This window comes from Microbacterium sp. NPDC056736 (genome assembly GCF_042790415.1).
Lineage (GTDB): Bacteria > Actinomycetota > Actinomycetes > Actinomycetales > Microbacteriaceae > Microbacterium.
The window spans coordinates 918268-943774 of the sequence record NZ_JBHTZE010000001.1 but is presented as its reverse complement, the minus strand read 5'-3'; the positions used below and the strand labels follow the sequence as shown (position 1 = coordinate 943774).

Genomic DNA, 25507 nt, shown 5'->3' with positions numbered 1-25507 from the left:
CCGGCCACCTCTTGACCCGACCCAGGCCCATTGGTAAGCGCTTGGCGGACGCTCTACGCTCCGGTGGGCGGATCGAGCAGCAGTGCGACCCGCTCGGACAGGTATGCCTCGAGCGGCATGAGTCCGCCTGAGGTGCTCCAGCGGATGCTGGGAACGCCGTCGTCGGAGATGAGCGGACCGGATGCCTCTCCCCTGTCGACGGCGTCGGGCCGCAGCATCCGCCATCCGATGTGGACGGTCTCGCCCTCCGCGAAACCGCCGCGGCGTGCCGCCGCCGCGAGCTCGGCGCGGTGACGCTGGGACTCGGCGGTGTACCCGCGCCGAGCCTCCGCACGGGCACGGACGACGTCGCCCGTCGCGCACACGGCGTCGTCGGCGAGCAGCAGCACCCCCAGGTGCCACGCGGTTCCCCGCGACTCGACTCGCGGCGGTCGCGAGATGCCGAGGATCCGTCGGGGCACGACGAGCTCGCCGAGGGCCTCGCGCGGGGCTCCGGCCAGCTGCGCGCGGGCCTGGTCCAACAGCTCGGCGGTGGTCATGCCATGTCGTCCTGGAGCACGTCGCCGGCGACGCGGTCCCCCCGCAGCGCCATCGCCACGACGGGGAAGAGCAGCACCGACAGCATGCCGGTGGCGATGAGGGCCGCCTGGTGCCCCGTCGACAGGACGCCCTCTTCGACGCCGATCGCGGTGACGGCGACGATGATCGGGAGGCCTGTCGCCCCCAGGAGCGCGATCGAGAGCCGATCGCGCGGCGTCGAGCCCTCGGGCGCGGCGAGCGTCGACGGAAGACCGCGGATCACCAGCAGAGCTGCAAGACCGACCGGAAGCATCAGGAACAGCGAGGGCTCGTCGAGCAGCGCCTGGAGGTCGAACGTCACTCCCGTGTAGACGAAGAAGATCGGCACCATGAACCCGAACGCGACGCCCTCGATCTTGCTCTCCACGGCCGCGGCGTCCTCCTCTCCGGCGTCGCGCATGAGGAGGCGCCAGATGATCCCGGCGGTGAAGGCGCCGAGGAGGAAGTCCAGGTCGAACACGATGCTCAGCGACACGAGCGCCGCGAGGATCAGCAGCACGACCCGGATGGCGAACTGGCCCGACGTGTGCAGGGTCGACGCGACGAAGGCGTGCATCGCCCCGTGCGGGATGCGGAACGCCAGCCAGATCGCGCCGGCGGCGATGAGCGCGAAGGCGATCAGGACGAAGGTGGACAGGCCGGGGTTGCGGCTTCCCAGGAAGATCGAGATCGCGATCAGCGGCCCGAACTCCCCTACGGCGCCGAGCGCTCCGACGGTCCGGCCGAACGGGGTGTGCAGCTCGCCGGCGTCGCGCAGGATCGGCAGCAGCGTCCCGAGCGCCGTCGAGCAGAGCGCGATGCCGATCACGATCGCCGCTTCGCCCGGTGCGATGAGCCACCCCAGGCCGATGCCGAGCACCAGGCTCACGATCCACCCGAGGCCGGCCCGGCGCCCCAGCCGGCCGCGGAACGACCCGAACGCGATCTCGGTGCCGGCGACGAAGAACAGCATCGCCAGGCCGAAGTCGGCGAGCGTCTCCACGAACGGGTTCTCGCTCGCCCAGCCCAGCACCGAGGGGCCGATGACGATCCCGAGCACGAGCTCGAACACCACGATCGACACCCGCAGCCACCGGCCGACCAGCCGCGCGAGAACCGGAGCCAGCACCGCCACCGCCGGGATGAGGATGAGCGTGGGTTCCAGATGCACGGGTTCAGGGTAGCGGCAGGCCTCCGGCGCGCACCCGGCCTTCGCGCGGGGCGACCGAGCGGCTACAGCGAGACGGGCCGGTCCCGGGCGTCGCGGGGCCGCGCGGGCGCGGCATCCGTCGACGGACCCGGCGCGGCGACGGCGGCGATCTCGCGCACCGCGACGGGTGCGGCAGCGCCCGCGCCGCCGCCCTTGATCTCACGGTGCAGGCGCTCCATGCGCTCGTCGAGCTCGGCCGCGCTGTCGGCGGCGTCCTTGAGGCTCGCGAGCAGCTCATCGGGCACGCGCGTGGCGTACTTGTAGTAGATCTTGTGCTCGAGGCTGGCCCAGAAGTCCATCGCGATGGTGCGGAACTGCACCTCGACGGGCACCTCGATGCGTCCGGTCGAGAGGAACACCGGCACCTCGAGGATCACGTGCAGGCTCTTGTAGCCGTTGGGCTTCGGTGCGGCGATGTAGTCCTTCACCTGGATGACGCGCACATCGTCCTGCGCGGTGAGCAGGTCGAACAGCCGGTAGACGTCGGCGACGAAGCTGCACGTGATGCGGATGCCGGCGATGTCGGTGATGCTGCGGCGGATGGAGGCGAAGTCCCCGTCGATGCCCTTGCGCTGCACCTTCTCGACGAGGCTGTCGGGGGACTTCACCCGGCTCGAGACGTGCTCGATCGGGTTGTAGTCGTGCCTCAGCAGGAACTCCTCGCGGAGGATCCCGATCTTGGTCTCGACCTCCTGCAGCCCGAAGCGGTACTCCATCATGAACCGCTGCAGCTCGTCGCGGAGCTCACGCAGCTCGCTCGGCGAGACCGTGATCTCACCCTCGTCGGTCGCCGTCACGGACACCACGGGTGCGGGAGTCGCCATGGGTCTCACGGTAGGACGGCGGCCTACGAGTGTGCTGTGAGTGGCGGCGGGACGACCTTCAGAGGTCGTCGAGCGCCTGCTGCGCGCGCTCGGACTCCTTCGCGGCGGCGCGCGCCTTCGCGACGGCATCGGCCCGCTCGCGCTCGATCGCGTCGAGCTTGCCGACGGCGGCATCCTCATCGGCCTCGAGCGCGGCCAGATCCCTGCGGAGATCGTCGATGCGCTCCCGCACGTGATCGACCCGCTCCTGGGCCTTGGCCTGGCGCGTCTCGACCCGGGCGAGCTCGCGCTCCGCCTCGCCGGCCAAGCGCTCGGCCTCCCGCGCGGCCTTCTCCGCCGCGCGGCGCGCGCGCCGCTCGGCCAGGTCGTCACGCGGCGGCGGCGCGACGACTCCCGGCACCGAACCGCCGACCGCGTCGGCCAGCGCGCTCGGGTCGATGTCGCCCGCCTCCAGCGCCTTGACGAGGCGCCCGGTGAGCACGGCGGCGGCGGCGGCGGCATCCATCACCGCCGCGTTGATCGTCCTCTCGGCCTCCTCGCGGGCCGCGGGACTGAGCGCGACGCCGGCGTCGGCGGCGAGGCCGGCCGCCTGCTTCGCCAGGGCGGCGACCAGCTGGCGCCGCTGCTTGCCGAGCCGCGACAGCTCGGCCGCGTCGAGGTCGTCCTGTGCCTCGCGGAGCGCGGCCGAGAGCTCGAGTGCCTCCGAGAGCTGCCCTTCGCGCGCGAGCAGATTCACGCTCCACGCCGGCACGGTGGGCTTGCGCAGCGCTTTCAGCTGCTTGGCGAGGCCCGGCGCGGCACGTCCCGCACGGGCGTTGCGGGCGGCCGTGAACTGCGCGGGTGGCAGCGCGTACAGCTCGGCCGCGATCGCATCGAGGTCGTCGGCATCCTTCGCCATCCCCTCATTGTGGCCGCTCCCCGCGATCCGACCCGCGCCCTGCCGGGCGCGGGTCGGAAAGTTCTGCGGCGTCGGGTCAGACGATCTCGTAGAACCGCCACAGCCCGAACTCGGGCACGAGCACGCGGATGTCGCTCCAGCCCGCGGATCGCGCGTAGCCGCGGAGGGTGTCCGGGCGCATGACGGTCCCGGTGCCGGCGCTCGGCTGGTGAGAGAGGCCGTCGGGGAGGCACACGAAGATACTGAAGCCGTACAGCAGACGCTCGAGCTCGCTCGCCTGCGGCGCGAAGCGCTCCTCGGCGGCCTCGTCCATGATGACGACGATGCCGTCGTCGCGGACCGCCTCGCGCGCCGCGGCGAGGACGGCGACCGGATGCGGCATGTCATGCAGGCACTCGAAGGCGAAGACGGCGTCGAACAGCCCCTGCGAAGCGGCCAGCGCCGCGTCGGAGAGCAGGAACTCGACCCGGTCGCCGACGCCGGCCTCCGCGGCGTTGCGCCGCGCCGCCTCGACCGACGCCTCGTCGATGTCGAAGCCGACGACGCGCAGCTGCGGGTAGGCCTGCGCCAGCGCGATCGAGGACCATCCGCCGCCCGACCCGAAGTCGGCGATCCGGGCCCCGGGGCGCCGCAGCACGTCGTCGATGCGCTCGATGCCCGCGAAGAGCGAAGGGAGCTGCTCGAACCACGGGCGGTTCATATCGGCCTGCGCCTCACGCGCGTGCCGGCCGAGCTGCTCCCAGCTCACGCCGCCGCCCGTGCGATAGGCATCGAGCAGGGCGTCCACCTGCCCCGACACGGCCGCCGCTATGCGGGCGAGCGGCTCGAGGTACGACAGGCTGCCGCGGTCGAGCAGGACCTCCTCCACGCCGGGCGCGAGCAGGAAGCGGCGGCCGGCGTGCTCCGCGGCGTCCTCCGCGTGCAGGATGCCGCTCGCGGCCTGCTGCTCGAGCCACTCGCGGGCGTACCGGGCGTCGGTGCGCGTGCGTGCGGCGAGCTGCGCCGCCGTCAGTCCGCCCGGCTGCGACAGGGCGGCGTACCAGCCGAGCTGCGAGCCCAGGTGCACCGCCATGAGGTCGAACCAGCCGAGCGTGGCGCCCATGAGCCGGTCCGCGAACGCGGCCGTCGCCTCCGGATCGGTCCGGGTGATCGTCGTCGTGGACATCGTGGTCTCCTTAGTCGAGGTCCATCGGGTGTGTCTGGGGACGACGCTACGGACGCCACCCGGGCGGCCGCCTCGGGCGAACGGCGCAACTTCGCCCACACGCCTGCACCATTCCATGCAGACCGCCGCGCCGGCCGTGCCGCGGGCGCCCGCCGCCCGGCCCGCGCCGGGAGCATCGGCCTACCGCCCGCGCGGCCCGCCCTGCTCGTGCCACCAGGCCACCGCGGCGGTGCGCGAGCCGACGTCGAGCTTCACGTACATGTTCGCCAGGTGCCGGCTCACGGTCTTCTCGCTGATGAAGAGCTCCGCGGCGATCTGCCGGTTGGACTTGCCCTGTGCCACGAGCTCCACGATCTGCCGCTCCCGGGCGGTCAGCGGGCCGTCGGACGCGGGCGCCGTCCCCGACCGCACCACGACCGGCGGAGCGCCGAGCCGCTCGAAGATCGCGCCGGCCTGGTCGCGCAGCTGTGCGGCCAGGGCGTCGTCGCCGCGCCGCTCGTGCGCGGACGCGAGCCAGCACAGCACGTTGGCCTGCTCCCATGGCTGCCGCAGGCGCCGGAAGATCTCCAGCGCGGAGTGCAGGCGGCTGATCGCACCGTCGGCGTCGCCGGCGTGGATCAGCGCCATCCCACGGGCGTGCGCGGCCCACGCCCGGAAGCCGTCGCTGCCGAACTCGCGCGCGTCGTCCTCGAGCTCGTCGAGCAGCCGATGCGCCCGCTCCGGCGTGCCGCCCGCGAGCGCGATCTCGACGCCGGGGCGCAGCAGCCGTGCACGGCCCAGGCGATCGCGCTGAGCCAGCGAGGTCGAGATCATCGCCGCCGCCCGCTCGAGGTCGCCCTCCGCGAGCACGAGCAGCGCCTCGCCCGGAACCGGGTCGACACCGGCCGCGCGCGCCCGGTCGTACGCCTGCCGAGCACCCGCGGCATCGCCGCGCAGCCGGCGGACCTCGCCGACCTGGTACCACCCTTCGCCGGCGACCCAGGGATGGTCGGATGCGAGGTCTGCGCATGCCCGCTGCAGCGCCGCCTCCGCGGCATCCCACTCCCCGCTCGCCGACTGCAGCTCGAGGCGGTGCACGCGGCACACCCCGGCGTAGACGACATCGGTGCCGTGCGACGCGCACCATGCTTCGGCGGCGCGCGTCCAGTCGGCCATCCGCCGGAAGTCGGCCAGCTCGTGGCAGACGTGGATGGTCGTGCACAGCACATCGCCCGCCCACTCCGCCTCGAGCTCGCCCGACACCACGCTGAGCATCGCCTCGTCGAGCTCGGCGAAGCCCTCCGCGGTGCGGCCGGCGCGGATGGCGTGCATCCCCGACACGACGGCGCTGAGCGCCGACACCGCGGGGATGCGCAGCGACGACGCCAGCTGCCGCATCCGCGACACGCTCTCGGCGGGCCACAGCGCACCGGTGGCGTCGAGGTCCATGCTCGCCGTCAGGTAGACGTCGTACGCGTGCGCCCGGGCGTCCGGGAGGTCCGCGAGGATCCGGTGCGCGCGGCGCGCCCACGCCGTGCCGACCGTCATCTCGGCACGCGTCAGCCGTACGAGCGCGATGACGAGCGCGGCTTCCGCGGCGGCCATCGCATCGCCGTCCGCCGCGAGGATGCGGTAGGCCTCGTCGAGGATGTCCAGGCACGACTCCTGCCGCCCGAGCCACCACTCGCACGCTGCGAGCGCGCGCAGATCGGGGCCGGTGGCCGCCGCCCCGTCGCGCGCGGTGGCGAAGCCGTCCCGCGCCGTCTCCCAGTCACCGGACCGATATGCCGTCCGCGCTCGCTCGAGCACGGCGGAGGTGTCCGCCATGGCGGAATGGTACCGCCGCGGAGGCTCCGGCACCCGGTGTCGGCGTGCGCGCCTAAGAGGAGAGGACGGATGCCGCCTGCCGCGCCGCCCCCAGCGCCACGTACTCGCCCGGCTCGGGCACGTCGACGGGCAGCCCGAGCACGAGCGGGGCGATCCGGCGGACCGCGTCGGACTGGGCGCCGCCGCCGACGAGCAGGGCGCGCTCGAGCGGCACGCCCAGGCCGCGGAGCGCCTCGAGCCCGGCAGCGAGCCCGGAGAGCATCCCCTCGACCGCGGCGCGCGCCAGGTTCTCGCGCGTCGTCGAGGCCAGCGTCATGCCCGTGAGCGACGCGGTCGCGTCGGGCAGGTTCGGCGTGCGCTCGCCTTCGAAGTACGGCACGAGGGTGAGCCCCGCGGCGCCCGGTTCGGCGGCGAGGGCGAGACGCGACAGCTCGGCGTGGTCGACGCCCAGCACGCGGCCGATCGCGTCGAGGACGCGGGCGGCGTTGAGGGTGGCCACGAGCGGGAGGAACCGCCCGGTGCAGTCCGCGAACCCCGCGACCGTGCCGCTGGGGTCGATCGTGCGCTCCTCGCTGACGGCGAAGACCGTGCCGCTGGTGCCGATCGACACGACGACGTCGCCCGGTCCGGCGCCCAGGCCCAGCGCCGCGCCGGCGTTGTCGCCCGCACCACCGCCGACGCGCCGGCCGGCGGCATCCGTCACCCATTCCGCAGGTCCGAGCACGCGCGGCAGGACCGCGTCGTGGCCGAGCGCCGCGATCAGCAGTTCGCGGTCGTACCCGCCGGTCGCGGGGTCCCAGTAGCCGGTGCCCGAGGCGTCGGAGCGATCGGTGACGAGCTCGTCGAGCACCGCGCCGCGGGGAGACTCGCCGGCGGGTCCGAAGCCGCGCAGGCGCCACGTCAGCCAGTCGTGGGGAAGGGCGACGGCCGCCACGCGAGCGGCGTTGTCGGGCTCGTGGTCGCGCAGCCACCGCAGCTTCGTGATGGTGAACGATGCCACGGGCACGAGGCCCGTGCGGTGCGCGAGCAGGTCGGCGCCGAACTCGGCGACGAGGTCGGCGGCGGCTTGCGCGGAGCGGGTGTCGTTCCACAGCAGCGCGTCGCGGACCACCCGGCCGTCGGCATCCAGCGCCACCATGCCGTGCTGCTGGCCGCCGATCGCCCACGCCTCGACGTCGTCGAGCCCGCCCGCGTCCTCGATCGCCCGCTGCAGCGCCGTCCACCAGGCCTCGGGGTCGACCGAGGTGCCGTCGGGGTGCGCCGCACGCCCCTGGCGCACGACAGCGCCGGTCGAGGCATCCGTGATCACGACCTTGCACGACTGCGTCGACGAATCGACGCCAATCACCAGAGCCATCGCTCCTCCTTCTCGCTTCGCGCGCCCCCGACCCGGCTCACGTGCGCTGAACGTACGCCGCACCGGGTGCAGAGCGTGCATTCAGCGCACGTGAACGACGGGAGGGGGCGCGCCGGGGCGTATGACGACGGACGGATGCCTCAGCCGCGGGCGCCGAGCAGGTGCTCGGTGGCCAGCTGCTGCAGGCGGACGAAGCCGAAGCCCTTGCCACCGAGGTAGGCATCGGCGTCGAAGTCCTCGTACGCCGAACGGTCGGCGAGGAAGTCGTCGTAGCTCTCGCCTTCGTTGAGGGTCGGGACCGACAGCTCCGGCACGCGGGCGGCTTCGAGCGCCTCCTGCACCTCGGGGTCGGCACGGAAGGCCGCGGCGCGCTCCTTGAGCAGCAGGTAGGTGCGCATGTTGGCCGCCGCCGAGTCCCAGACGCCGGTCTCGTCCTCGGTGCGCGACGGCTTGTAGTCGAAGTGACGCGGGCCGTCGTAGGCGGGGACGCCGCCCGGGCCGCCGTTCTCGAGCAGGTCGACCAGCGCGAACGCGTTGTGCAGGTCGCCGTGGCCGAACACGAGGTCCTGGTCGTACTTGATGCCGCGCTGACCGTTGAGGTCGATGTGGAAGAGCTTGCCGTGGAACAGCGCCTGCGCGATGCCGGCGGCGAAGTTGAGGCCGGCCATCTGCTCGTGGCCGACCTCGGGGTTGAGGCCGACCAGCTCGGGGCGCTCGAGCGAGTCGATGAACGCGATCGCGTGGCCGAGCGTCGGCAGCAGGATGTCGCCCCGGGGCTCGTTGGGCTTGGGCTCGATGGCGAAGCGGATGTCGTAGCCCTTGTCGGTGACGTAGTCGCCGAGGAGGTTGACGGCCTCGCGGTAGCGCTCGAGGGCGGCGCGGATGTCCTTGGCCGAGTCGTACTCGGCGCCCTCGCGTCCGCCCCACATCACGAAGGTCTTGGCACCGAGCTCGGCGCCGAGGTCGAGCTGGCGGAACACCTTGCGCAGGGCGTAGCGACGCACGCCGCGGTCGTTCGAGGTGAAGCCGCCGTCCTTGAACACCGGAGCGGAGAAGAGGTTGGTCGTCACCATGGGCACGATGAGGCCGGTGTCGGCGAGGGCGCCCTTGAGGCGGTCGATCTGGGTCTGACGCTCGGCGTCGGTCGAGCCGAAGGCGAACAGGTCGTCGTCGTGGAACGTGAGTCCGTAGGCGCCGAGCTCGGCGAGCTTCTCGACCGCGTGCACGACATCGAGGGCGGGACGGGTCGGCCCGCCGAAGGGGTCGGTGCCGTTGTAGCCGATCGTCCAGAGGCCGAACGAGAACTTGTCGTCGCGGGTGGGGGTGGGCATGACGCTCCTTTGCGGGTAAATGTTGCTGACGACAACCTATACCAGAACGGATGCCCCGTCCAGCGGCATCACTCCTCGTCGACGGCCGGCGAGACGTCGATCCCGGCGCGCAGTCGCCGACGGTGATCCACCCGCCGCTCCGGCCCCGCGAGCACCACCGGGTGCGCCGAGACGAGGTCGCCGCTGGACCTGCCGGCCGAGAGCACGATCTCGCCGGCGTCGACGACGCGCTCGCCCGCCGAGCCGGTATACGCGGAGAGGTCGGCGTGCACGCGGAAGCGGACGTCGGCAGCCTCACCCGGCTCGAGGGACACCCGGGCGTAGGCGATCAGCTTCTGCAGCGGCCGCGCCACCGAGGCGACAGGGTCGTGGAGGTACAGCTGCACCACGTCGCTGCCGGCGCGCTTCCCTTCGTTGGTCACGCGCAGGCCGACCGTCAGCTCGCCGTCCGTCGCGATCTCGGCGGCGTCCGCGGTGAGCGGCGACCACGCGAACGACGTGTACGACAGCCCGTGGCCGAACGGGAATGCCGCCGTCGGGTCGATGTTCGAGACGTCGGTGCGGCGCGCCAGCTTGGCCGCGAGGTACGTCGTCGGCTGGCTGCCGGGCGACGACGGCACGCTGACGGGCAGGCGCCCGCTCGGGTTGACCCGTCCGCTCAGCACCCCGGCGATCGCCGCCGCGCCCTCTTCGCCCGCGAAGAACGCCTCGATCACTCCCGCCGCTTCGCTCGCCGCGCGTCCGAGCGCGTAGGGACGACCGGCCAGCAGCACGGCGACGGCGGGGGTGCCGGTGTCGAGGACGGCATCGAGCAGCTGCTGCTGCGCACCGGGCAGATCCAGCGAGGGCGCGTCGCATCCCTCGCCGCTCGTCCCCCGTCCGAAGAGGCCGGCGCGGTCCCCGAGCGCCAGCACGGCGACGTCGGCGTCGCGGGCGGCGACGAGGGCGGCCTCGAAGCCGTCGCACTCTCCCCCGTCGACGGAGGTGCCGCGCGCGTGGATGATCCGCGCTCCCGGGAACTCTTCGCGCAGCGCGTCGAGGAGGGTCGGAATGCGGATGCCCATCTCGGTTCCCGGATGCTGCGTCACGACGTGCGTCGGGAACGAGTAGCACCCGAGCATCGCGTAGGGGTCGTCGGCATTGGGGCCGATGACCGCGATCGTCGCGGGACGGGCGAGCGGGAGGGTGCCGTCGTTGCGGAGGAGCACGATCGCCTCCTCCGCGAGCCGCGCCGCCAGCGCGCGGTTGCGGGGCGGATCGAGGTCGACGGTGCCGCGCACCGCTTCGGGCGACGACAGGTCCGCGCCCGCGAGCGCGTCCGGAACGGCCGACCAGGCCTCGTCGAGGAGCCCGAGCTGCTCCTTCTGGCGCAGCACGCGACGCAGGGCGCGATCGACGAGGTCCGCATCGACGACTCCCTCCTCCACAGCGCGCCGCAGCGGCTCACCGAAGGTCTTCACGGTCGGCAGCTCGACATCGATGCCCGCCGCCAGCGCCGCGCCCGCGGCATCCGCCCACGAATCGGCCACCCCGTGGAGGAGCTTGAGGAACGCGATGGAGAAGTAGTCGGCGACCACCGTGCCCTCGAAGCCCCACTCGTCGCGCAGCAGGTCGGTGAGCAGGGACCTGTCGGCGGCGGTCGGGACGCCGTCGATGTCGGCGTACGAGTTCATGACGCTGCGGACGCCGCTCTCGCGCACGGCCATCTCGAACGGGGGAAGCAGGACGTCCTGCAGCTCACGCGCGCCGACCGACACGGGCGCCAGGTTGCGGCCGCCTTTGGATGCCGAGTAGCCGACGAAGTGCTTGAGGGTCGCGACGATGCCGGCGGACTCGAGACCGGTCACGTACGCGGTCGCGATCGTCGCCACCAGGTGCGGGTCCTCGCCGATCGTCTCTTCGACCCGGCCCCACCGCGCGTCGCGGACCACGTCGAGCACGGGCGCGAGACCCTGATGCACGCCCACCGAGCGCATGTCGTCGCCGATGTGCCCCGCCATCTGCTGCACGAGCTCGGGGTCGAAGGTAGCCCCCCAGCTCAGCGGCACGGGGTACGCCGTCGCCCCCCAGGCGGCGAACCCGGCGAGGCACTCCTCGTGGGCCACGGCGGGGATGCCGAAGCGGGATGCCGCGCGCAACCGCTGCTGCGTGCGCATGAGGGACAGCGCGCCGACGCCGGCGTCGACCGGCTTGGTGCCGAACGGCCTTGTGAGCTGACCGAGGCCCGCCGGAAGCAGGGCGTCGAGGTCGACGGGATCCTCCACGTCGTGCTGGTGGGGCGCGACGTCGTTCCCTTCATCCGAGGCCCCCACCCACACCCCGTAGAGCTGGGCGAGCTTCTCGTCGAGCGACATGCGCGCGACGAGCGTCTCGACGATGTCGGAGTCGGTGGCGATGGCGCTCCGCAGCGGGGACTGCTCGGCGACGCCGGCCGTGGTCGCCTCGAGCTCGGCGGGTTCCGAAAGTTTCATTTCTGCGCCTTCACAGTTCGCTCGATCGAGACGAGACCGTCGATTCGTTCCCAGAACCGGGCGCAGGAGCGAGCGGAAGAGCCTCCGCGGGGTCGGGCCGCGGTCCGCGCGTTCAGTGCCTGATCAAAGGGATAAAAGTCGTTGACCCTCGCTCCATCGCATGGCTAGGTTAACGTTTACATTACACGCCGACAGTTTCGAAGGAGAACTGTGAAGAAGACATTGTCGTTAGTCGCCGCTGTGGCACTGACAGGATCGGCCCTGGCCGTTCCCACCATCGCCACAGCCAATGACGCGACGGAGATCGACCTGCAGCCCGAAAGTGTGCAGCAGACCATCGACGGCTTCGGCTACTCCGCCGCCTTCCAGCGCACGCACCGCCTGAACCTGCTCTCGGACGAGAAGAAGGCGGAAGCCGTCGAGCTCTTGCTCGGCGATACGGGCGTCGACCCGTCCATCCTCCGGCTCGGCATCGGCGGGCAGTCGATCAACACGTACGACGTCATGCAGTCGATCCAGCCCACCGACCCGGGCGGCCCGGATGCCGAGCCGAACTATCAGTGGGACGGCTACGACAACGGCCAGGTCTGGTTCGCCCAGGAGGCCGAGGCCGCCGGCGTCGAGTACATCTACGGCAACGCCTGGACCGCGCCCGGCTACATGAAGACGAACAACTCGCCCACCAGCGGCGGAACGCTGTGCGGTCTGGGCGGTGCGACCTGCGAGAGCGGGGATTGGACGGACGCCTACGCCGACTATCTCGTCGCCTGGGCGGACTTCTACAAGCAGGAGGGCGTCGAGATCGACGGGCTCGCGTTCGCGAACGAGCCGGACTACACCGCGACCTACGAGGCCATGCGGCTGACTCCGGCGCAGGCGGTCGAGTTCACCAAGACGGCGGGACCGGTCTTCGACGCTGCGGGCTACGACCTGCTGTGCTGCGAGTCGTTCGGCTGGAGTCAGGGCAAGAACTACCACAGTGCGATCCAGGAGGATGCCGAGGCGGCGCAGTGGGTCGACGTCCTCACCGCTCACTCCTACGCCAGCCGCTCGGACACCACCTTCGAGACCGACAAGCCGCTCTGGATGTCGGAGTGGGCCGCCTCCGTGGCCGGCCTCACGCAGTTCAACGCGAACTGGGACGGCAGCCCCGGCGCCGGCTCGGACGGCATCCGCATGGTGGATCACATGATGGACACCCTGACCCGTGCGAACGCGACCGGCTACCTGTGGTGGCTCGGTGTGAGCCAGGGCGGATCCGGATCCCTCATGGTGGTGGACGTCGAGAACGACACCTACACGGTGGGTGCGCGGCTTTACGGGATGGCCGCGTTCAGCCGGTTCATCCGCCCCGAGGCGGTGCGTTTCGACGCGGTGCACGGCATTGCGGACCTCAAGGTCGCGGCGTTCGACAACGCCGACGGCACGCGGGTGGTGCAGCTGCTGAACAACGGCACCGTGCCCATCTCGACCGACATCGACATCGACAGCCAGCCCACGGTCTACTTGAACGACCAGACCCACCAGCTGGTCCAGAGCGAGGGCATCGCCACGACCGCCGACGGCAAGACCGACCTCGAGCTGCCCGCGCGGTCGCTCGTGACGCTCGTCGTCGAGCCGCAGGAGCCGGCGGGCGAGGGGATCCCGCTCGAAGCGACCGTGGCCGAGCCCGGCGAGCCCGGCTCGCTGTCGATGACGGTGGCCGACTTCGGCGAGGGGGTCGTGCTGGAAGAGGGCGCGAACGCGGGCGACCGGATCCGGTTCGAGGGGGAGCTTCCCGTCGTGACGGTCACCGACTCGCGCAACGCAGAGCAGGCGGGAGACGGCGGCTGGTCGGTCTCGGGCCAGTCGAGCGACTTCGACGCGGGCGGAGAAGTGCTGGGCGCCGGGCATCTCGGGTGGTCGCCCGAGGTCCTCACCCCGCGCGCGGGGGTGACCGCGGGTGACGCGGTGCCGACGATCCTCGACGGCGGCACGGGTCTGGCAGGCCCGAGTCAGCTCGCGGGGGCGTCGACTGAAGGCCGGTTCGGCTCGACGGAGCTCAGCGCGGACCTCGCCCTCGAGATGCCGGTGGACACCGCACCCGGCACATATGCGGGCGTGCTGACCGTCACCCTCTTCCCCGAGGACTGACCCGCACCCCACCCGGCGCGGCCGGCCGCCCCAGGTCGGCCGCGCCCCCTTCCCGCATCACCCATCGACGTATCCCCCCGCTCACATCGGAGTCCGCGATGAATATCCCCCATCTGCTCCCCCGTGCCGGAGCGGCGATCCTCGTCGGCCTGATCATCGCGGCACCGTCCGGTGCCGTGGCCGATGACACCGCTCCCGGCACGACCTGGTCGCTCTCCCCAGCCGGCACAGACGGCGACAGCGGAGCCGACGACCGCATCTCCCTGCGCCACGTCATCGAGCCGGGCGGGAACGCTGACGATCAGGTGGCCCTCACCAACTTCAGCCCGCACCCCGCGACGTTCGCGGTCTACGCGAGCGACGGGATCGTCACCCCCGACGGCAGCTTCGACCTGCTGCCTCCCGGCGAGCGTCCTGTCGACGGCGGTGCGTGGATCGACATCGGCGCCGTCGGCGACGACGATCCCTCTCCGGGCGAGACCCTGACGATCGAGGTACCCGCCGAGGAGACGGTGGTCATCCCTCTGCGGATCGCCGTGCCCGCCGACGCCTCACCGGGCGATCACCCCGCCGGACTCGTGGCGCAGTTCGTGCCCGCCGAGGGTTCCGGCGTCGAGATGGCGAGCCGCGTGGGCGTGCGCGTGCATCTGCGGGTCGACGGGCCGGTCGTGACCGCGCTCGCCGCCGATGCCGTCTCGGTCACCTACGAGCCGTCGTGGAACCCGTTCTCGCCCGGCACGGCTCGCGTCGAGTACACCCTCGGCAATGCCGGCAACGTCCGTCTCGGTGCGACCTCCACCACCACGATCGTGGGACCGTTCGGCATCGCACCCGTGTCGGAAGCGACGACGATCCGCGAAGTCCTCCCCGGCGAGGTCGTGCGGGCCTCCTCGACGTTCGACGTCTGGCCCCTTCTCCTCGGCTTCGGCGGAGTGCAGGTGACACCTGAGGCGGTCGGCGAGGACGTGCTCCCGGGGACGGTCGCCGCGTCGACGACGTCGTTCACCGTCTGGACGGTGCCGTGGTCGCAGATCCTCCTGCTCGCCGCAGTGTCGGGGGCGATCGTCCTGACCGTGCGAGCGCGCCGAAGGTCGTCCGCGCGCGTGCAGCGTCGGATCGACGAGGCGGTGGCCAGGGCGGTCGGCTCCGATCACCCCGTCACGGCGGCGGCGCAGTCGAATGCCGTCGACGCCCCTCCCCGCGAGGGTGACCACTCGACGGCGTCGGCCCCTGCTCCCGCAGGCGCGGCGGCTCAGCCCGGCGGCGGCGCCGTGGAGGCGCGGACGGCGAGCCGCGGGTGAAGCGACCGGTGGATGTCGCCCTCGGGATTCGCGCCGCGCGCGTCGATCCGCTCGAGCAGCAGCTCGACCGCGGCGTCGCCCAGCTCGCGCAGGTCGGCCCCGACGCTCGTGAGCGGCGGCGAGGCGAGCCCCGTCACGAACGTGTTGTCGAAGCCGACGAGGCTCACCTGGCCGGGCACGCGGATCCCCGACTCGGACCACTGCGCCAGCATCCCGAGCGCGACCAGGTCGTTGTAGGCGATGACGGCCGTCGCTCCGGTCTGCAGCGCGCGGTCGGCGACCGCCCGCCCGCCGGCAGACGTCGGCGTGCAGTCGTCCAGCTGGTGCAGGGCGAGATCGGGGTGAACGGCCGAAGCCTCGGCGATGCTGCGCGAGCGGCGGGCCTGCGACCACGAGGTCACCGGGCCGCCGACGTATGTGATGCGCCGATGGCCGAGCCCGTACAGGTGCTCGACGGCCGCCCGGCCCGCCGCCGACTCGTCGATCGTCACCGACGGCGTCGCCGGACCGTCGTCGCCGAGATCGCGGTTGATGAGGACGCACGTGTTCCCGGCGACCACCTCGGCCAGCCGTTCGTCCGACAGCCGCGACGAGACGAGGATCAGCCCGTCGATCTGCGAGCGCAGCGCGCGGATCTCCTCATCCTCGACGTCGGCGCGTTCGGTGGTGTCGACCACGACCAGACCGTACCCGCGCTCGCGCGACGTGGCCTGGGCGCCCTTGGTCATCGACGAGAAGTAGGGGTTCTCGATGTCGGGGACGACGAGCGCGATGACGCCGGTGCGGCCGCGGCGCAGGCTCGCCGCGGCGCGATTGGGCCGGTACCCCAGCTCGTCGATCGCGGCGAGGACCCGGTCGCGGGTGTCGCCCGAGACCCGATGCGGCTCGCGCAGCGTGCGCGACACGGTGGCGATCGAGACACCCGATCGGGCCGCGACGTCGTGGACGGTCACCATGTCGAACGGACACCTCGCTAGCGGTTCAGAGCTCCATCATCCCAACCGCCGGTGACGGAATGCGAGATGGACACTAGGATAATAACGTTTACATTCGTGAGGAGCTCCCCCATGTCGGTCCACGGCCGCGACGACGCGCCCACCGCCCAGCAGCGTTTGCACCCCGATCGCGCCCTGCCGGCGGACCCCGGCGTGCGGGCTCTGGCCCGTCGCATCCTCGATCGGACGGCGGCGCTTCCCATCGTCTCGATGCACGGTCACGTCGACGTCGACATGCTCGCCGACGACGAGGCCTTCTCCGACCCGTCGTCGCTGCTCGTGAGCCCCGACCACTACCTGGTGCGCATGCTGGTCTCGCAATCCACCGCACCCGGAGCGGTGCGGGATTCGGGGGTGCGCACGGTGGCCGACCTCGGCGCGGGGGCCTCACGCGGCGCGGCGGTCGAGACCGACCCGCGCGCGATCTGGCGGCGCTTCTGCGCCGGCTGGCCGGCGCTGCGCGGCACGCCCACCCGCTTCTGGCTCGAGCACGTCCTCGCCGAGGTCTTCGAGGCGCCGCAGCGCCCCTCCCCCGAGACGGCGGATGCCCTCTACGACCACATCGCGGACCGTCTCGGCCGCCCGGAGTACCGACCGCGGGCGCTGTTCGAGCGCTTCGGCATCGAGCTGCTCGCGACGACGGACCCGGCCACCTCCGACCTCGCAGGCCACGGCCGGCTGGCGGCGGACGGGTGGGGAGACCGGGTCATCCCGACGTTCCGACCCGACCCGCTCCTGGAGCCTGTGCGCGGGGACTGGACCCGGCAGCTCGATGCCCTCAGCGAGAGCGCGGGGATCGACGCGCACGACTACGACGGCTACGTCGACGCCCTCCGCGCGCGACGGCGGGCATTCGCGGACGCGGGCGCCCGCGCCTCCGATCACGGTCACCGCTCCGCCGTCATGGCGCCGCTCGAGACCGACGAGGCCCGCAGGCTGTTCGCCGCGGCACGTGACGGCGGCATCGATCCGGCATCCGCGTCTGCGTTCACCGGCCACATGCTGTTCGCGATGGCCGAGATGGCCACCGACGACGGCCTGGTGATGCAGCTGCACCCCGGCGTCATGCGCGACCATGACCGCGGCGCCGCGGAGCGCTTCGGGCACGACATCGGCTACGACGTCCCGGTCGCCGCCGAGTTCACGCGCGCGCTGCGTCCCGTGCTCGAGGCGTTCGGTCACCACGAGGACTTCCGTCTCATCGTCTTCACCGTGGATGAGACGGTCTACTCGCGCGAGCTCGCCCCGCTCGCCGGCGTGTACCCCGCGATGCGCCTCGGCGCGCCGTGGTGGTTCCTCGACACGCCCGACGCCATGCGCCGATTCCGTGAGGCGATCGGAGACACCGCGGGCCTGCGCAACACGAGCGGGTTCGTCGACGACACCCGCGCCTTCTGCTCCATCCCCGCCCGCCACGACCTCTCGCGCCGCATCGACGCCGGGCATCTCGCCCGGCTGGTCGCCGAGCACCGGCTCGACCTCGACGAGGCCATCGAGTCGGCGGTCGAGCTCGCCTACACCCTGCCGCGCGAGAGCTACCCCGCGCCGAGACGCGCCGGCGCGGCCCAGGCGGCAGCCGGCGCGGTGTCCCACCCGGCGTCCGAGGCGCTCGCATGACGACGGTCGCGCGCATCCGATCGGCGGAGGTGCTGGTCAGCAGTCCGTCCCGCAACTTCGTCACCCTGCGCATCACGACCGACGACGGCGTGGTGGGCCTCGGCGACGCCACGCTGAACGGCCGCGAGCTCGCCGTCGCGTCCTACCTGCGCGACCACGTCGTGCCGCTGCTCATCGGTCGAGACGCGCACCGCATCGAAGACACCTGGCAGTTCCTGTACCGCTCGGCATACTGGCGCCGCGGACCGGTCACGATGAGCGCCGTCGCCGCGGTGGACATGGCACTGTGGGACATCAAGGGCCGGCTCGCGGGCATGCCGGTCCACCAGCTGCTGGGCGGAGCGTCCCGCGACGGATGCCTCGTCTACGCGCACGCGTCGGGCGCCGACCTGGAGGACCTCGGCGATTCCGTCCGCGCGCGCCTCGACGAAGGGTATCGCGCGATCCGGCTGCAGGTCGCGGTGCCCGGGATGGGCGGCGGGTACGGCATCGCCTCCGCGCGTGCGAGCGGCGGTCGTTACACCTACGAGCCCGCCAAGCGCGCAGGCCTCCACATCGAGGAGGGGTGGGACTCGCGTCGCTACCTGCGGTACGCCCCCGAGCTCTTCGAGTGGGCACGGGCCGAGTTCGGGCCCGAGGTGATGCTCCTGCACGATGTCCACCATCGACTGACTCCGATCGAGGCGGCGCGGCTCGGGCGCGCGCTCGAGCCCTACGACCTGTTCTGGCTCGAGGACTGCACCCCGGTGGAGAACCAGGAGTCGCTGCGACTCGTGCGCCGGCACACGACGACGCCGCTGGCGATCGGCGAGGTGCTGAACTCGGTGTGGGACTTCCGGACCCTCATCCAGGAGCAGCTCATCGACTACGTCCGCGCGTCGGTCACCCACACCGGCGGCATCACGCACCTGAAGCGCCTGTTCGACTTCGCCGCGCAGTACCAGGTCAAGTCGGGAAGCCACGGCCCCACCGACATCTCGCCGGTGGGGATGTCGGCCGCCCTGCACCTGGGCCTGGCGATCCACAACTTCGGGATCCAGGAGCACATGGCGCACCACGAGCTGACCCACGAGGTCTTCCGCACGTCGTACCGCTTCGCCGACGGCTTCCTGCACCCGGGCGATTCCCCGGGGCTCGGCGTCGACTACGACGACGCGGCCGCCGAGCGCTTCCCCTACGAACCCGCCTTCCTGCCCGCGGCGAGGCTGGTCGACGGCACCGTCCACGACTGGTGAGCCCCGGGCGCCGGCATCCATCCCCCACCACCGACGATGAGGTACGCATGACTTCCGACGCATCCGGCCATCCCGTGCGCGAGCACCCGATGTGGCTGCCCGACGACCGCCTGGCGGCCCTGCGCGGCCGCACCGTCTCCGTCCTCGGGGAAGGGGACGTGGTCGACACCGTCCGCGCCGAGGCGGCGAGGGCGGGGATGACGGATGCCACAATCGCTGCGGACGTGCTGATCCTGTCGGCCGACGACGCCGCCGCTCACGGTCTCGCGGATCTGCCGACCGCCGGACTGAGCGCCGAGGGCTTCGTCCACGATGTGCGGGATGGCCGGGTCGTGGTCGCGTACGGCGGGCCGAACGGAGCGCTCTACGGCTGGTTCCACCACGTGCGGCACCTCGCACTCGGCGGCGGCGACGGGACCACGCGGCACGAGCCGCTGCACGAGCTGCGGATGCTGGACCACTGGGACAACGTCGCGGTCCATCCCTATATGGGGCAGGTCGAGCGCGGCTATGCCGACGGGTCGGTCTTCTACGAGGACGGGATGCTGCGTGACGACCTCTCGCGCGTCGAGCGCTACGCGCGGCTGCTCGCGTCGATCGGCATCAACCGCGTCACGATCAACAACGTCAACGTCGGGCGGCGCGAGGCACGCCTGCTCACCGACGACCTCGGCAGCGTCGAGCGCCTGGCCGCGATCTTCCGCCCCTGGGGCATCCGGACGCACCTGTCGATCAACTTCGCGTCACCGCTGACGCTGGGCGATCTGGACACCTCGGATCCGCTCGATCCCGCGGTGCAGCGCTGGTGGACGGATGCCGCGGCCCGCGTCTACGCGCGGATCCCCGACTTCGGCGGGTTCCTGGTGAAGGCCGATTCGGAGGGGCAGCCCGGGCCCTACGCGTATGGCCGCGACCACGCCGACGGCGCGAACATGCTCGCCCGCGCGCTGGCGCCGCACGACGGCCTCGTGCACTGGCGGGCGTTCGTCTACAACCACCGGCAGGACTGGCGCGACCGCACGACCGACCGGGCGCGCGCCGCCTACGACACCTTCGCGCCCCTCGACGGACGCTTCGACGACAACGTCGTGCTGCAGGTGAAGTTCGGCCCGCTCGACTTCCAGGTGCGGGAGCCGGTCTCGCCGGTCATCCCGGCGATGACCCGCACGCGGGTCGCCCTTGAGCTGCAGGTGACGCAGGAGTACACCGGCCAGCAGCAGCACGCGGTGTACCTCGGCCCGCAGTGGAGCGAGATCCTCGCGTTCCGGCCGACCGGCGACGACGGTCCGGAGCTCGCCCAGATCATCCGCGGTGGGATCGCGGCGGTGGCGAACGTGGGCGCGGACGCGTTCTGGACGGGCCACCCGCTCGCGCAGGCCAACCTGTACGCCTACGGGCGACTGGCGTGGGATCCGGCACTCGAGCCCGGGACGATCCTGGACGAGTGGATCGCACTCACCTTCGGTGAGGACGAGACGACGCGCCGCGGCATCCGCTCGATCCTGGACGACTCGTGGCGGACGTACGAGTCGTACACCGCACCCCTCGGCGTGTGCTTCATGGTGAGCCCGCTGAAACGCCACTACGGCCCCGACGTCGACGGTTACGAGTACTCCGCGTGGGGCACGTACCACTTCGCCGATCGCGACGGCATCGGCGTCGACCGCACGGTGGCGACCGGCACCGGATACGCGGGCCAGTACGCCGAGCCGTGGGCGAGCCGGTACGAGTCCCTCGACACGGTGCCCGACGAGCTGATCCTATTCTTCCATCACGTGCCCTACACCCACCGGCTCCACAGCGGCCGGACGGTCATCCAGCACATCTACGACACCCACTTCGCCGGCGTCGAGCGCGTGCGCGAGATGGTGGCGGCGTGGGACGCGCTGCAAGGCCGCCTGCCGGAGGACGTGCACGCCCGCGGGCGGGAGCGCTTCGCGGAGCAGCTGCGTTCGGCGACCGAGTGGCGCGATCAGATCAACACGTACTTCTGGCGCAAGTCCGGGATCGCCGACGAGGCCGGGCGCACGATCTTCTGAGCGCGACCGGCGTCACTCGGCGTCGGCGGTGAACCGGGCCGTGACGTCGGCGATCATCGGACGCGCGTTGGCGCCCGCGAACACCGCGAAGACGACGGCGGCGAGCGCCAGCATCCAGTCCGACCCGAACGTCACGAGCGCGGTCGCCAGCACGAGGTACGAGGCGGCGCCGAGGGTCACGAGCGGCTTCGCGGCAAGGTAGTACAGCGCGAGGCGGGCGATGTCGCGCGCTCGGAAGCGGAAGAACGACGCGATCACCAGGGCGTGCGACGACCACAGCGCGAGGGCGACCAGCAGCACGATCGCGGCCCCTCCGAAGAACAGGTCCACGCCCGCCGCCGTGCCGAAGGCGATCGTGGTGCCGAGCACCGTCGCGAGTGCGAGGGCGGGGATCCAGACCCAGAGCACGTCGCGGAGGTTGCGGACATACGCGCGCCAGTATCGCGGCCAGACGTTCGCCTCGTCGGCCGACGCCCGCGCCGCCATCGTCGAGACGGCCGCCGAGAACGCGGGGCCGAGCGGCACGAGGCACAGGGCGTACAGCGGGATGTTGCTCGGATGACGCTCGAGCAGCAGGATGCCGGCGAGCCCCGGTGCGGCCGCCAGCAGGAAGCAGCACTCGACGACGACGTACCAGTACACCACCGTCGTCGCGCGCCAGAACGCGCCCTGGCGAGGGTCCGGAGACGACGCGGGAGTGGTCACGCGATCCATCCTGCCGGGCGTCGGCGCACCCGGCATCAGCCCGCCTCGATCACGGCCACACCGTTCACGCCGAGCCGCAGGGGCTCGCCGGCGGTCACGACGCGCCCCGACAGGATGTCCGTCCCGGTGAACGGGGAGTCCACCTCCACCTCGGCTCCGCTGTGGTTGAGCACGAACTCGTACCGGCGCCCGTCGATCTCGCGCGTCGTGTGCTCGAGGTCCGGCACGTCGGCGAAGACTCCCAGCAGCCCTTGCTCCCCCAGCGCGTGGCGGATCACCCAGTCGACGCCGCGCTGGTCGAGGCAGGCGCCGACGTACCAGGCCGAGCCGTCGCCGATGTCGTTCCGGGTGACGGCGGGCGTGCCGGCGTAGAAGTCCTGCGTGTAGGAGCCGACCGGCTCGGCGCCCTGCGGGATCACCAGATCGAAGACGAGGGAGGCCTCGCTGCGCACCTCGGGCTCACCGGGACGCGAGAGCACGACGGTGTTCGTCTGCGCCGGCGGCAGCGAATCGGTCTCGTCGACCCGCACGCCGACGATCGGGGCGAGGGGACCGGGAACGTCGAGGAGGAAGGCGTTGTCGTCCTCGTCCACGCGTCCCGAGAGGACGGTGGTCACGACGGTGCCGCCGCGGCGTGCGACCGCTTCGAGCCGGGCGGCGGTGTCGCCCTTGACCATGTGGAGGAACGGGGCGACCACGACGTCGTAGCCCGACAGGTCGGCGCTGACCGGCACGACGTCGAGCACGGCGCCTGCCTGCCACAGCGCCTCGTGATAGAGCACCATCTGCTTCTCGTACTTGACGAACCGACTGGGCCCGTCCGAGATCTCGAGGGCCCACCAAGAGTCCCAGTCGAACAGCACGGCAACCCGCGCCGGCGTCCGCGAGCCCAGCAGCCGGTCCCCGACCGCCGCGAGCTCCGCGCCGAGGTCCGCGACCTCGCGGAACGCCCGGGTGTCGGTGCGGCCCGCGTGGTTGAGGACCGCGCCGTGGTACTTCTCCGACGCCCCCTTGCTGTGGCGCATCTGGAAGAACAGCACCGAGTCCGAGCCGTGGGCGACGGCCTGCCACGACCAGAGCCTCATCTGGCCGGGTCGCTTGACCGGGTTGTAGTCGCGCGTGGACGTCATGGTCGGCGTCTGCTCCATGAGCCAGAACGGCTGGCCGCCCTTGATCCCGCGCATGAGCGCGTGGCTGAGCGCCTGACGCGAGACCGGCGACCCGTCGGTGGGGTAGTTGTCCCACGAGGCGAAGTCCAGGTCGTCGGCCCACCGGTGGTAGTCCAGGTGGCGGTAGATCGCCATCATGTTCGTGGTCGCAGGCAGGTCCGAGTGCTCGCGGATCGCCACCTTCTCGTCGCGGTACGACCGCAGGATGTTGTCGGTGTTGAACCGGTGGTAGTCCAGCGTGATCCCCTGGAAGGCCGTGTGGTCCGGGCTCTTCCAGTGCTCGGAGAGGATGTTCGGCGGCACGATCTGGTCCCAGTCCGTGAACCGGTGCGACCAGAAGGCGGCGTTCCACGCGTCGTTGAGGCGGTCGAGCGATCCGTAGCGGTTCCGCAGCCAGAGGCGGAACTCCGCCGCGCACAGCCCGCAGTAGCACAGCCCGCCGTACTCGTTGTTGATGTGCCACGCGACGACCGAGGGATGACCGGCGTACCTCTCGGCGAGCCGGCCGGCCATCGCCGTGGCTAGCCGGCGGTAGTTCGGCGAGCTCGTGCAGGCGTTGTGGCGCACGCCGTAGACGTGGCGGCGCCCCTCGAAGTCGACGCGGCACACGTCGGGGTACGCGGTCGCCAGCCACGGCGGCACCGCGGCCGTCCCGGTGGCCAGGCAGACCTTCCGCCCCTCCGCGTGGGCGCGCTCGATGATGCGGTCGAGCACCGAGAAGTCGTAGGTCTCCTCGTCGGGCTGGGTCAGCGACCACGAGAACACCCCGACGGTCAGCAGGTCGATGCCGGCGAGGTCGAAGGCGCGGTGGTCCGCGTCCCACACCTCCTCGGCCCACTGCTCCGGGTTGTAGTCGCCCCCGTAGGGGATCTTGTCCATGGCGGGGAGTGTCATCGTTCGCGGCTCCAGGTGGCGGTTCGGCAGGGTGGCAGAGGGCGGATGCCGTAAGCCGGCGTCCGGTCGCGGGAACGGCCCCGCGTCCAGACAAGGACGCGGGGCCGCACCGGGCGTATCAGTTGTTCGCGGCGTAGCGCTCCTGCGCGGCGTTGACGATGTCGAGGTACGCGGGCATGTTCATGCCCTCGAGCTCGGAGACGTAATCGTCCCACTCATCCATCGAGCGCTGGCCCAGGATGAACGACGCCGTGTTCTGCCAGACGTGGTCCTTGAGCGCCGACTGGTACAGCGACACCTGCTCGCGCTCGATCTCGTCAAGCGGTGCGGGCGGAGGCAGCTCGAGGACCTTCTTGGACGACATCGACTCGACGAACTCGAGCGCCTCCGGTCGCAGCATCGACCGGTCCAGGGCGAGCGTCGATCCGTGCACGAGCGTGAACACGCCGTTGGAGAAGCCATAGTCGGCCTGCAGGTTCTCAGGCGCGCCCGGGTTGAGGCCCATCGCGGTGATGTTCTCGTTGAGCACCCAGGTGTCGTCGCCCTCCTTCTCGTAGGTGACGCCCTCGACGCCCCACTTGGCGAACTCGAGTCCTTCGTCGGAGTAGTAGAGCCAGTCCAGGAACTGCAGCAGCGCGAGGAAGTTCTCCGACTCCGCGACCTCCGACGAGAGCATGAATCCGCTCACGAGCCGCTGGCCGGACTGGAAGTTGTCGCCGGCGGGTCCTGCGGGCACGCGGATCATGCCGATCTCGGCATCCGTTCCGAGCTCTTCGATCGTCGACCGATAGCGCACGATCTCCTGGTCGTTGGTCCCGATCGCGAGGGCTTGGCCCGACGCGAACTTCTGCAGGGCCTGGTCATCATCCTGCGTGATGGCTTCGGGGTCGAGAAGACCCTCCTCGACGAGCGAGGCGTAGTACTCGACCAGGTCGCGATAGCCGTCGGTCGCGCCGGTGTACTCGAACTCCTCGCCGTTCCACCACAGACCCTCACCGAAGCCCCAGCCCGCCGAGGTGCCGAAGTTCGGCGACACGAAGCCGAGCGTGCCCTCGATCGGCCCGTTGGCCGACCACCGGTCGGTCATGGGGTAAAGGTCCGGGTAGGCCTCCTTGACGGTGCGGAGCTGCTCGGCGAACTCCTCGAAGGTCGCCGGCTCGAGGCTGAGGCCGAGCTCCTCCCAGATGTCGGTACGCACCGCGTACGAGTACTCGGGACGCGGCTCCTCACGGAAACCGGGGAAGACGTAGTACTTGCCGTCCTCCTGACGGAGCTGGTCGAGGTCGGCCTCCATGTCCCACTTCTCGACCTTGTCCATGTAGTTGGGCATGTACTGCACGAAGTCGCTCGCCGGGAGGATGGCACCGCCCGAGACGAACGCGACCTCTTGGCCCGGGTACGTCACGGAGATGATGTCGGGCGCGTCGCCGGCGCCGATCACGAGCGACTTGCGCTGATCCCACTCCGACAGCGGCGCGCTGACGACGTCGAATGTGACTTTCTGGTTCGCCTCGAGCTCTTCGAAGATCAGCCAGTTCTCGTCGATGGGGTAGTTGGGGTGGTCCCGATAGAACAGCCCGAATTCGAGCGGATCGGTCGCAGTGAAGGTGTCACCGACCCCGTAGTCCTCCATGGCTCCGACGTCCTTGCCGGTGAAGTCGAAGTCGCCGCCTTCAGCGGCTCCGCCGTCGTCGGGCGCGCTGCAGCCGCTCAGGACCAGGGCGCCGGCGGCGAGCAGCGCACCGGCGAGCATCGCGCCGCGTCGCGCGCGTCCCTTCGGTCGTATCTGCTGTGTCATC

Annotated in this window: 18 protein-coding genes; 5 read left to right on the top strand and 13 right to left on the bottom strand. The window is 71.6% G+C overall.

Annotation, left to right across the window (positions count from 1 at the left end; genetic code table 11):
• Nucleotides 1–53 precede the first annotated feature (53 nt).
• The 9 genes from ACFRAL_RS04255 to ACFRAL_RS04215 form a co-directional block, all read right to left on the bottom strand.
• The gene (locus ACFRAL_RS04255; RefSeq protein WP_378880087.1) at nucleotides 54–539 is read right to left on the bottom strand and encodes a glutaminase; all 486 of its coding nucleotides are present in this window, start codon (nucleotides 537–539) and stop codon (nucleotides 54–56) included.
• Entirely contained in the window at nucleotides 536–1729 is a 1194-nt protein-coding gene (locus tag ACFRAL_RS04250) for a cation:proton antiporter (protein ID WP_336393627.1), read from the bottom strand. Before ACFRAL_RS04250 ends, ACFRAL_RS04255 begins: the two co-directional genes overlap by 4 nt.
• A 62-nt stretch (nucleotides 1730–1791) precedes the next feature.
• Entirely contained in the window at nucleotides 1792–2592 is an 801-nt protein-coding gene (locus ACFRAL_RS04245) for a GTP pyrophosphokinase family protein (RefSeq protein ID WP_378880083.1), read from the bottom strand.
• Nucleotides 2593–2650: 58 nt separating this feature from the next.
• Complete coding sequence (locus ACFRAL_RS04240; protein WP_378880080.1) at nucleotides 2651–3490, bottom strand: transposase; 840 nt, start codon at nucleotides 3488–3490, stop codon at nucleotides 2651–2653.
• Nucleotides 3491–3566: 76 nt separating this feature from the next.
• Nucleotides 3567–4655, bottom strand: a complete 1089-nt coding sequence (locus tag ACFRAL_RS04235; RefSeq protein WP_378880077.1) for a class I SAM-dependent methyltransferase — start codon at nucleotides 4653–4655, stop codon at nucleotides 3567–3569.
• A gap of 180 nt (nucleotides 4656–4835) precedes the next feature.
• On the bottom strand, nucleotides 4836–6461 hold the full coding sequence (locus tag ACFRAL_RS04230) for a LuxR C-terminal-related transcriptional regulator (RefSeq protein WP_378880074.1): 1626 nt from the start codon (nucleotides 6459–6461) through the stop codon (nucleotides 4836–4838).
• Between the two features lie 52 nt (nucleotides 6462–6513).
• Nucleotides 6514–7818: a xylulokinase gene (gene xylB / locus ACFRAL_RS04225; protein ID WP_378880071.1), complete on the bottom strand. Its 1305-nt coding sequence runs from the start codon at nucleotides 7816–7818 to the stop codon at nucleotides 6514–6516.
• A 140-nt stretch (nucleotides 7819–7958) separates the two neighbouring features.
• Nucleotides 7959–9149 (bottom strand): xylose isomerase, encoded by a 1191-nt coding sequence (gene xylA / locus ACFRAL_RS04220; protein WP_336393633.1) that lies wholly within the window; start codon nucleotides 9147–9149, stop codon nucleotides 7959–7961.
• A 68-nt stretch (nucleotides 9150–9217) separates the two neighbouring features.
• The gene (locus ACFRAL_RS04215; RefSeq protein ID WP_378880066.1) at nucleotides 9218–11620 is read right to left on the bottom strand and encodes a glycoside hydrolase family 3 N-terminal domain-containing protein; all 2403 of its coding nucleotides are present in this window, start codon (nucleotides 11618–11620) and stop codon (nucleotides 9218–9220) included.
• A 240-nt stretch (nucleotides 11621–11860) separates the two neighbouring features.
• On the opposite strand from ACFRAL_RS04215, the gene ACFRAL_RS04210 reads away from it, so the two are divergent.
• Nucleotides 11861–13753, top strand: a complete 1893-nt coding sequence (locus ACFRAL_RS04210; RefSeq protein ID WP_378880063.1) for a glycoside hydrolase — start codon at nucleotides 11861–11863, stop codon at nucleotides 13751–13753.
• A gap of 98 nt (nucleotides 13754–13851) precedes the next feature.
• A complete protein-coding gene (locus tag ACFRAL_RS04205; protein WP_378880060.1) occupies nucleotides 13852–15054 on the top strand; it encodes a hypothetical protein in 1203 nt (400 codons plus the stop codon).
• Here ACFRAL_RS04205 and ACFRAL_RS04200 read toward each other — a convergent pair.
• Nucleotides 15006–16010, bottom strand: coding sequence for a LacI family DNA-binding transcriptional regulator (locus tag ACFRAL_RS04200; protein ID WP_378880057.1), 1005 nt, complete (start codon nucleotides 16008–16010; stop codon nucleotides 15006–15008). The genes ACFRAL_RS04205 and ACFRAL_RS04200 overlap by 49 nt on opposite strands.
• Before the next feature lie 111 nt (nucleotides 16011–16121).
• Here ACFRAL_RS04200 and uxaC point away from each other — a divergent pair, with 111 nt between their 5' ends.
• The 3 genes from uxaC to ACFRAL_RS04185 are packed head-to-tail and all read left to right on the top strand — an operon-like array spanning nucleotide 16122 to nucleotide 20940.
• Nucleotides 16122–17666, top strand: a complete 1545-nt coding sequence (gene uxaC, locus ACFRAL_RS04195; RefSeq protein ID WP_378880054.1) for a glucuronate isomerase — start codon at nucleotides 16122–16124, stop codon at nucleotides 17664–17666.
• Nucleotides 17663–18901 carry a D-mannonate dehydratase ManD gene (manD, locus tag ACFRAL_RS04190; protein ID WP_378880051.1) on the top strand — a complete coding sequence of 413 codons (1239 nt, stop codon included), beginning with the start codon at nucleotides 17663–17665 and terminating at the stop codon, nucleotides 18899–18901. Before uxaC ends, manD begins: the two co-directional genes overlap by 4 nt.
• A gap of 47 nt (nucleotides 18902–18948) precedes the next feature.
• On the top strand, nucleotides 18949–20940 hold the full coding sequence (locus ACFRAL_RS04185) for an alpha-glucuronidase (RefSeq protein WP_378880048.1): 1992 nt from the start codon (nucleotides 18949–18951) through the stop codon (nucleotides 20938–20940).
• Nucleotides 20941–20952: 12 nt separating this feature from the next.
• Here ACFRAL_RS04185 and ACFRAL_RS04180 read toward each other — a convergent pair whose 3' ends face one another.
• From ACFRAL_RS04180 to ACFRAL_RS04170, 3 genes are all read right to left on the bottom strand, one after another.
• Nucleotides 20953–21645: a DUF624 domain-containing protein gene (locus ACFRAL_RS04180; protein WP_336393641.1), complete on the bottom strand. Its 693-nt coding sequence runs from the start codon at nucleotides 21643–21645 to the stop codon at nucleotides 20953–20955.
• Between the two features lie 35 nt (nucleotides 21646–21680).
• Nucleotides 21681–23693, bottom strand: coding sequence for a beta-galactosidase (locus ACFRAL_RS04175; protein ID WP_378880045.1), 2013 nt, complete (start codon nucleotides 23691–23693; stop codon nucleotides 21681–21683).
• Between the two features lie 133 nt (nucleotides 23694–23826).
• Nucleotides 23827–25506, bottom strand: coding sequence for an extracellular solute-binding protein (locus ACFRAL_RS04170; RefSeq protein WP_378880042.1), 1680 nt, complete (start codon nucleotides 25504–25506; stop codon nucleotides 23827–23829).
• Between the last annotated feature and the right edge of the window lies 1 nt (nucleotide 25507).

Coding starts and splice junctions, on each gene's coding strand:
- ACFRAL_RS04170 (WP_378880042.1), bottom strand. CDS start 25,506: ATGACACAGCAGATACGACCGAAGGGACGCGCGCGACGCGGCGCGATG.
- uxaC (WP_378880054.1), top strand. CDS start 16,122: ATGTCGGTCCACGGCCGCGACGACGCGCCCACCGCCCAGCAGCGTTTG.
- ACFRAL_RS04235 (WP_378880077.1), bottom strand. CDS start 4,655: ATGTCCACGACGACGATCACCCGGACCGATCCGGAGGCGACGGCCGCG.
- ACFRAL_RS04230 (WP_378880074.1), bottom strand. CDS start 6,461: ATGGCGGACACCTCCGCCGTGCTCGAGCGAGCGCGGACGGCATATCGG.
- ACFRAL_RS04245 (WP_378880083.1), bottom strand. CDS start 2,592: ATGGCGACTCCCGCACCCGTGGTGTCCGTGACGGCGACCGACGAGGGT.
- xylA (WP_336393633.1), bottom strand. CDS start 9,149: ATGCCCACCCCCACCCGCGACGACAAGTTCTCGTTCGGCCTCTGGACG.
- xylB (WP_378880071.1), bottom strand. CDS start 7,818: ATGGCTCTGGTGATTGGCGTCGATTCGTCGACGCAGTCGTGCAAGGTC.
- ACFRAL_RS04255 (WP_378880087.1), bottom strand. CDS start 539: ATGACCACCGCCGAGCTGTTGGACCAGGCCCGCGCGCAGCTGGCCGGA.
- ACFRAL_RS04205 (WP_378880060.1), top strand. CDS start 13,852: ATGAATATCCCCCATCTGCTCCCCCGTGCCGGAGCGGCGATCCTCGTC.
- ACFRAL_RS04185 (WP_378880048.1), top strand. CDS start 18,949: ATGACTTCCGACGCATCCGGCCATCCCGTGCGCGAGCACCCGATGTGG.
- manD (WP_378880051.1), top strand. CDS start 17,663: ATGACGACGGTCGCGCGCATCCGATCGGCGGAGGTGCTGGTCAGCAGT.
- ACFRAL_RS04200 (WP_378880057.1), bottom strand. CDS start 16,010: ATGGTGACCGTCCACGACGTCGCGGCCCGATCGGGTGTCTCGATCGCC.
- ACFRAL_RS04240 (WP_378880080.1), bottom strand. CDS start 3,490: ATGGCGAAGGATGCCGACGACCTCGATGCGATCGCGGCCGAGCTGTAC.
- ACFRAL_RS04215 (WP_378880066.1), bottom strand. CDS start 11,620: ATGAAACTTTCGGAACCCGCCGAGCTCGAGGCGACCACGGCCGGCGTC.
- ACFRAL_RS04175 (WP_378880045.1), bottom strand. CDS start 23,693: ATGGACAAGATCCCCTACGGGGGCGACTACAACCCGGAGCAGTGGGCC.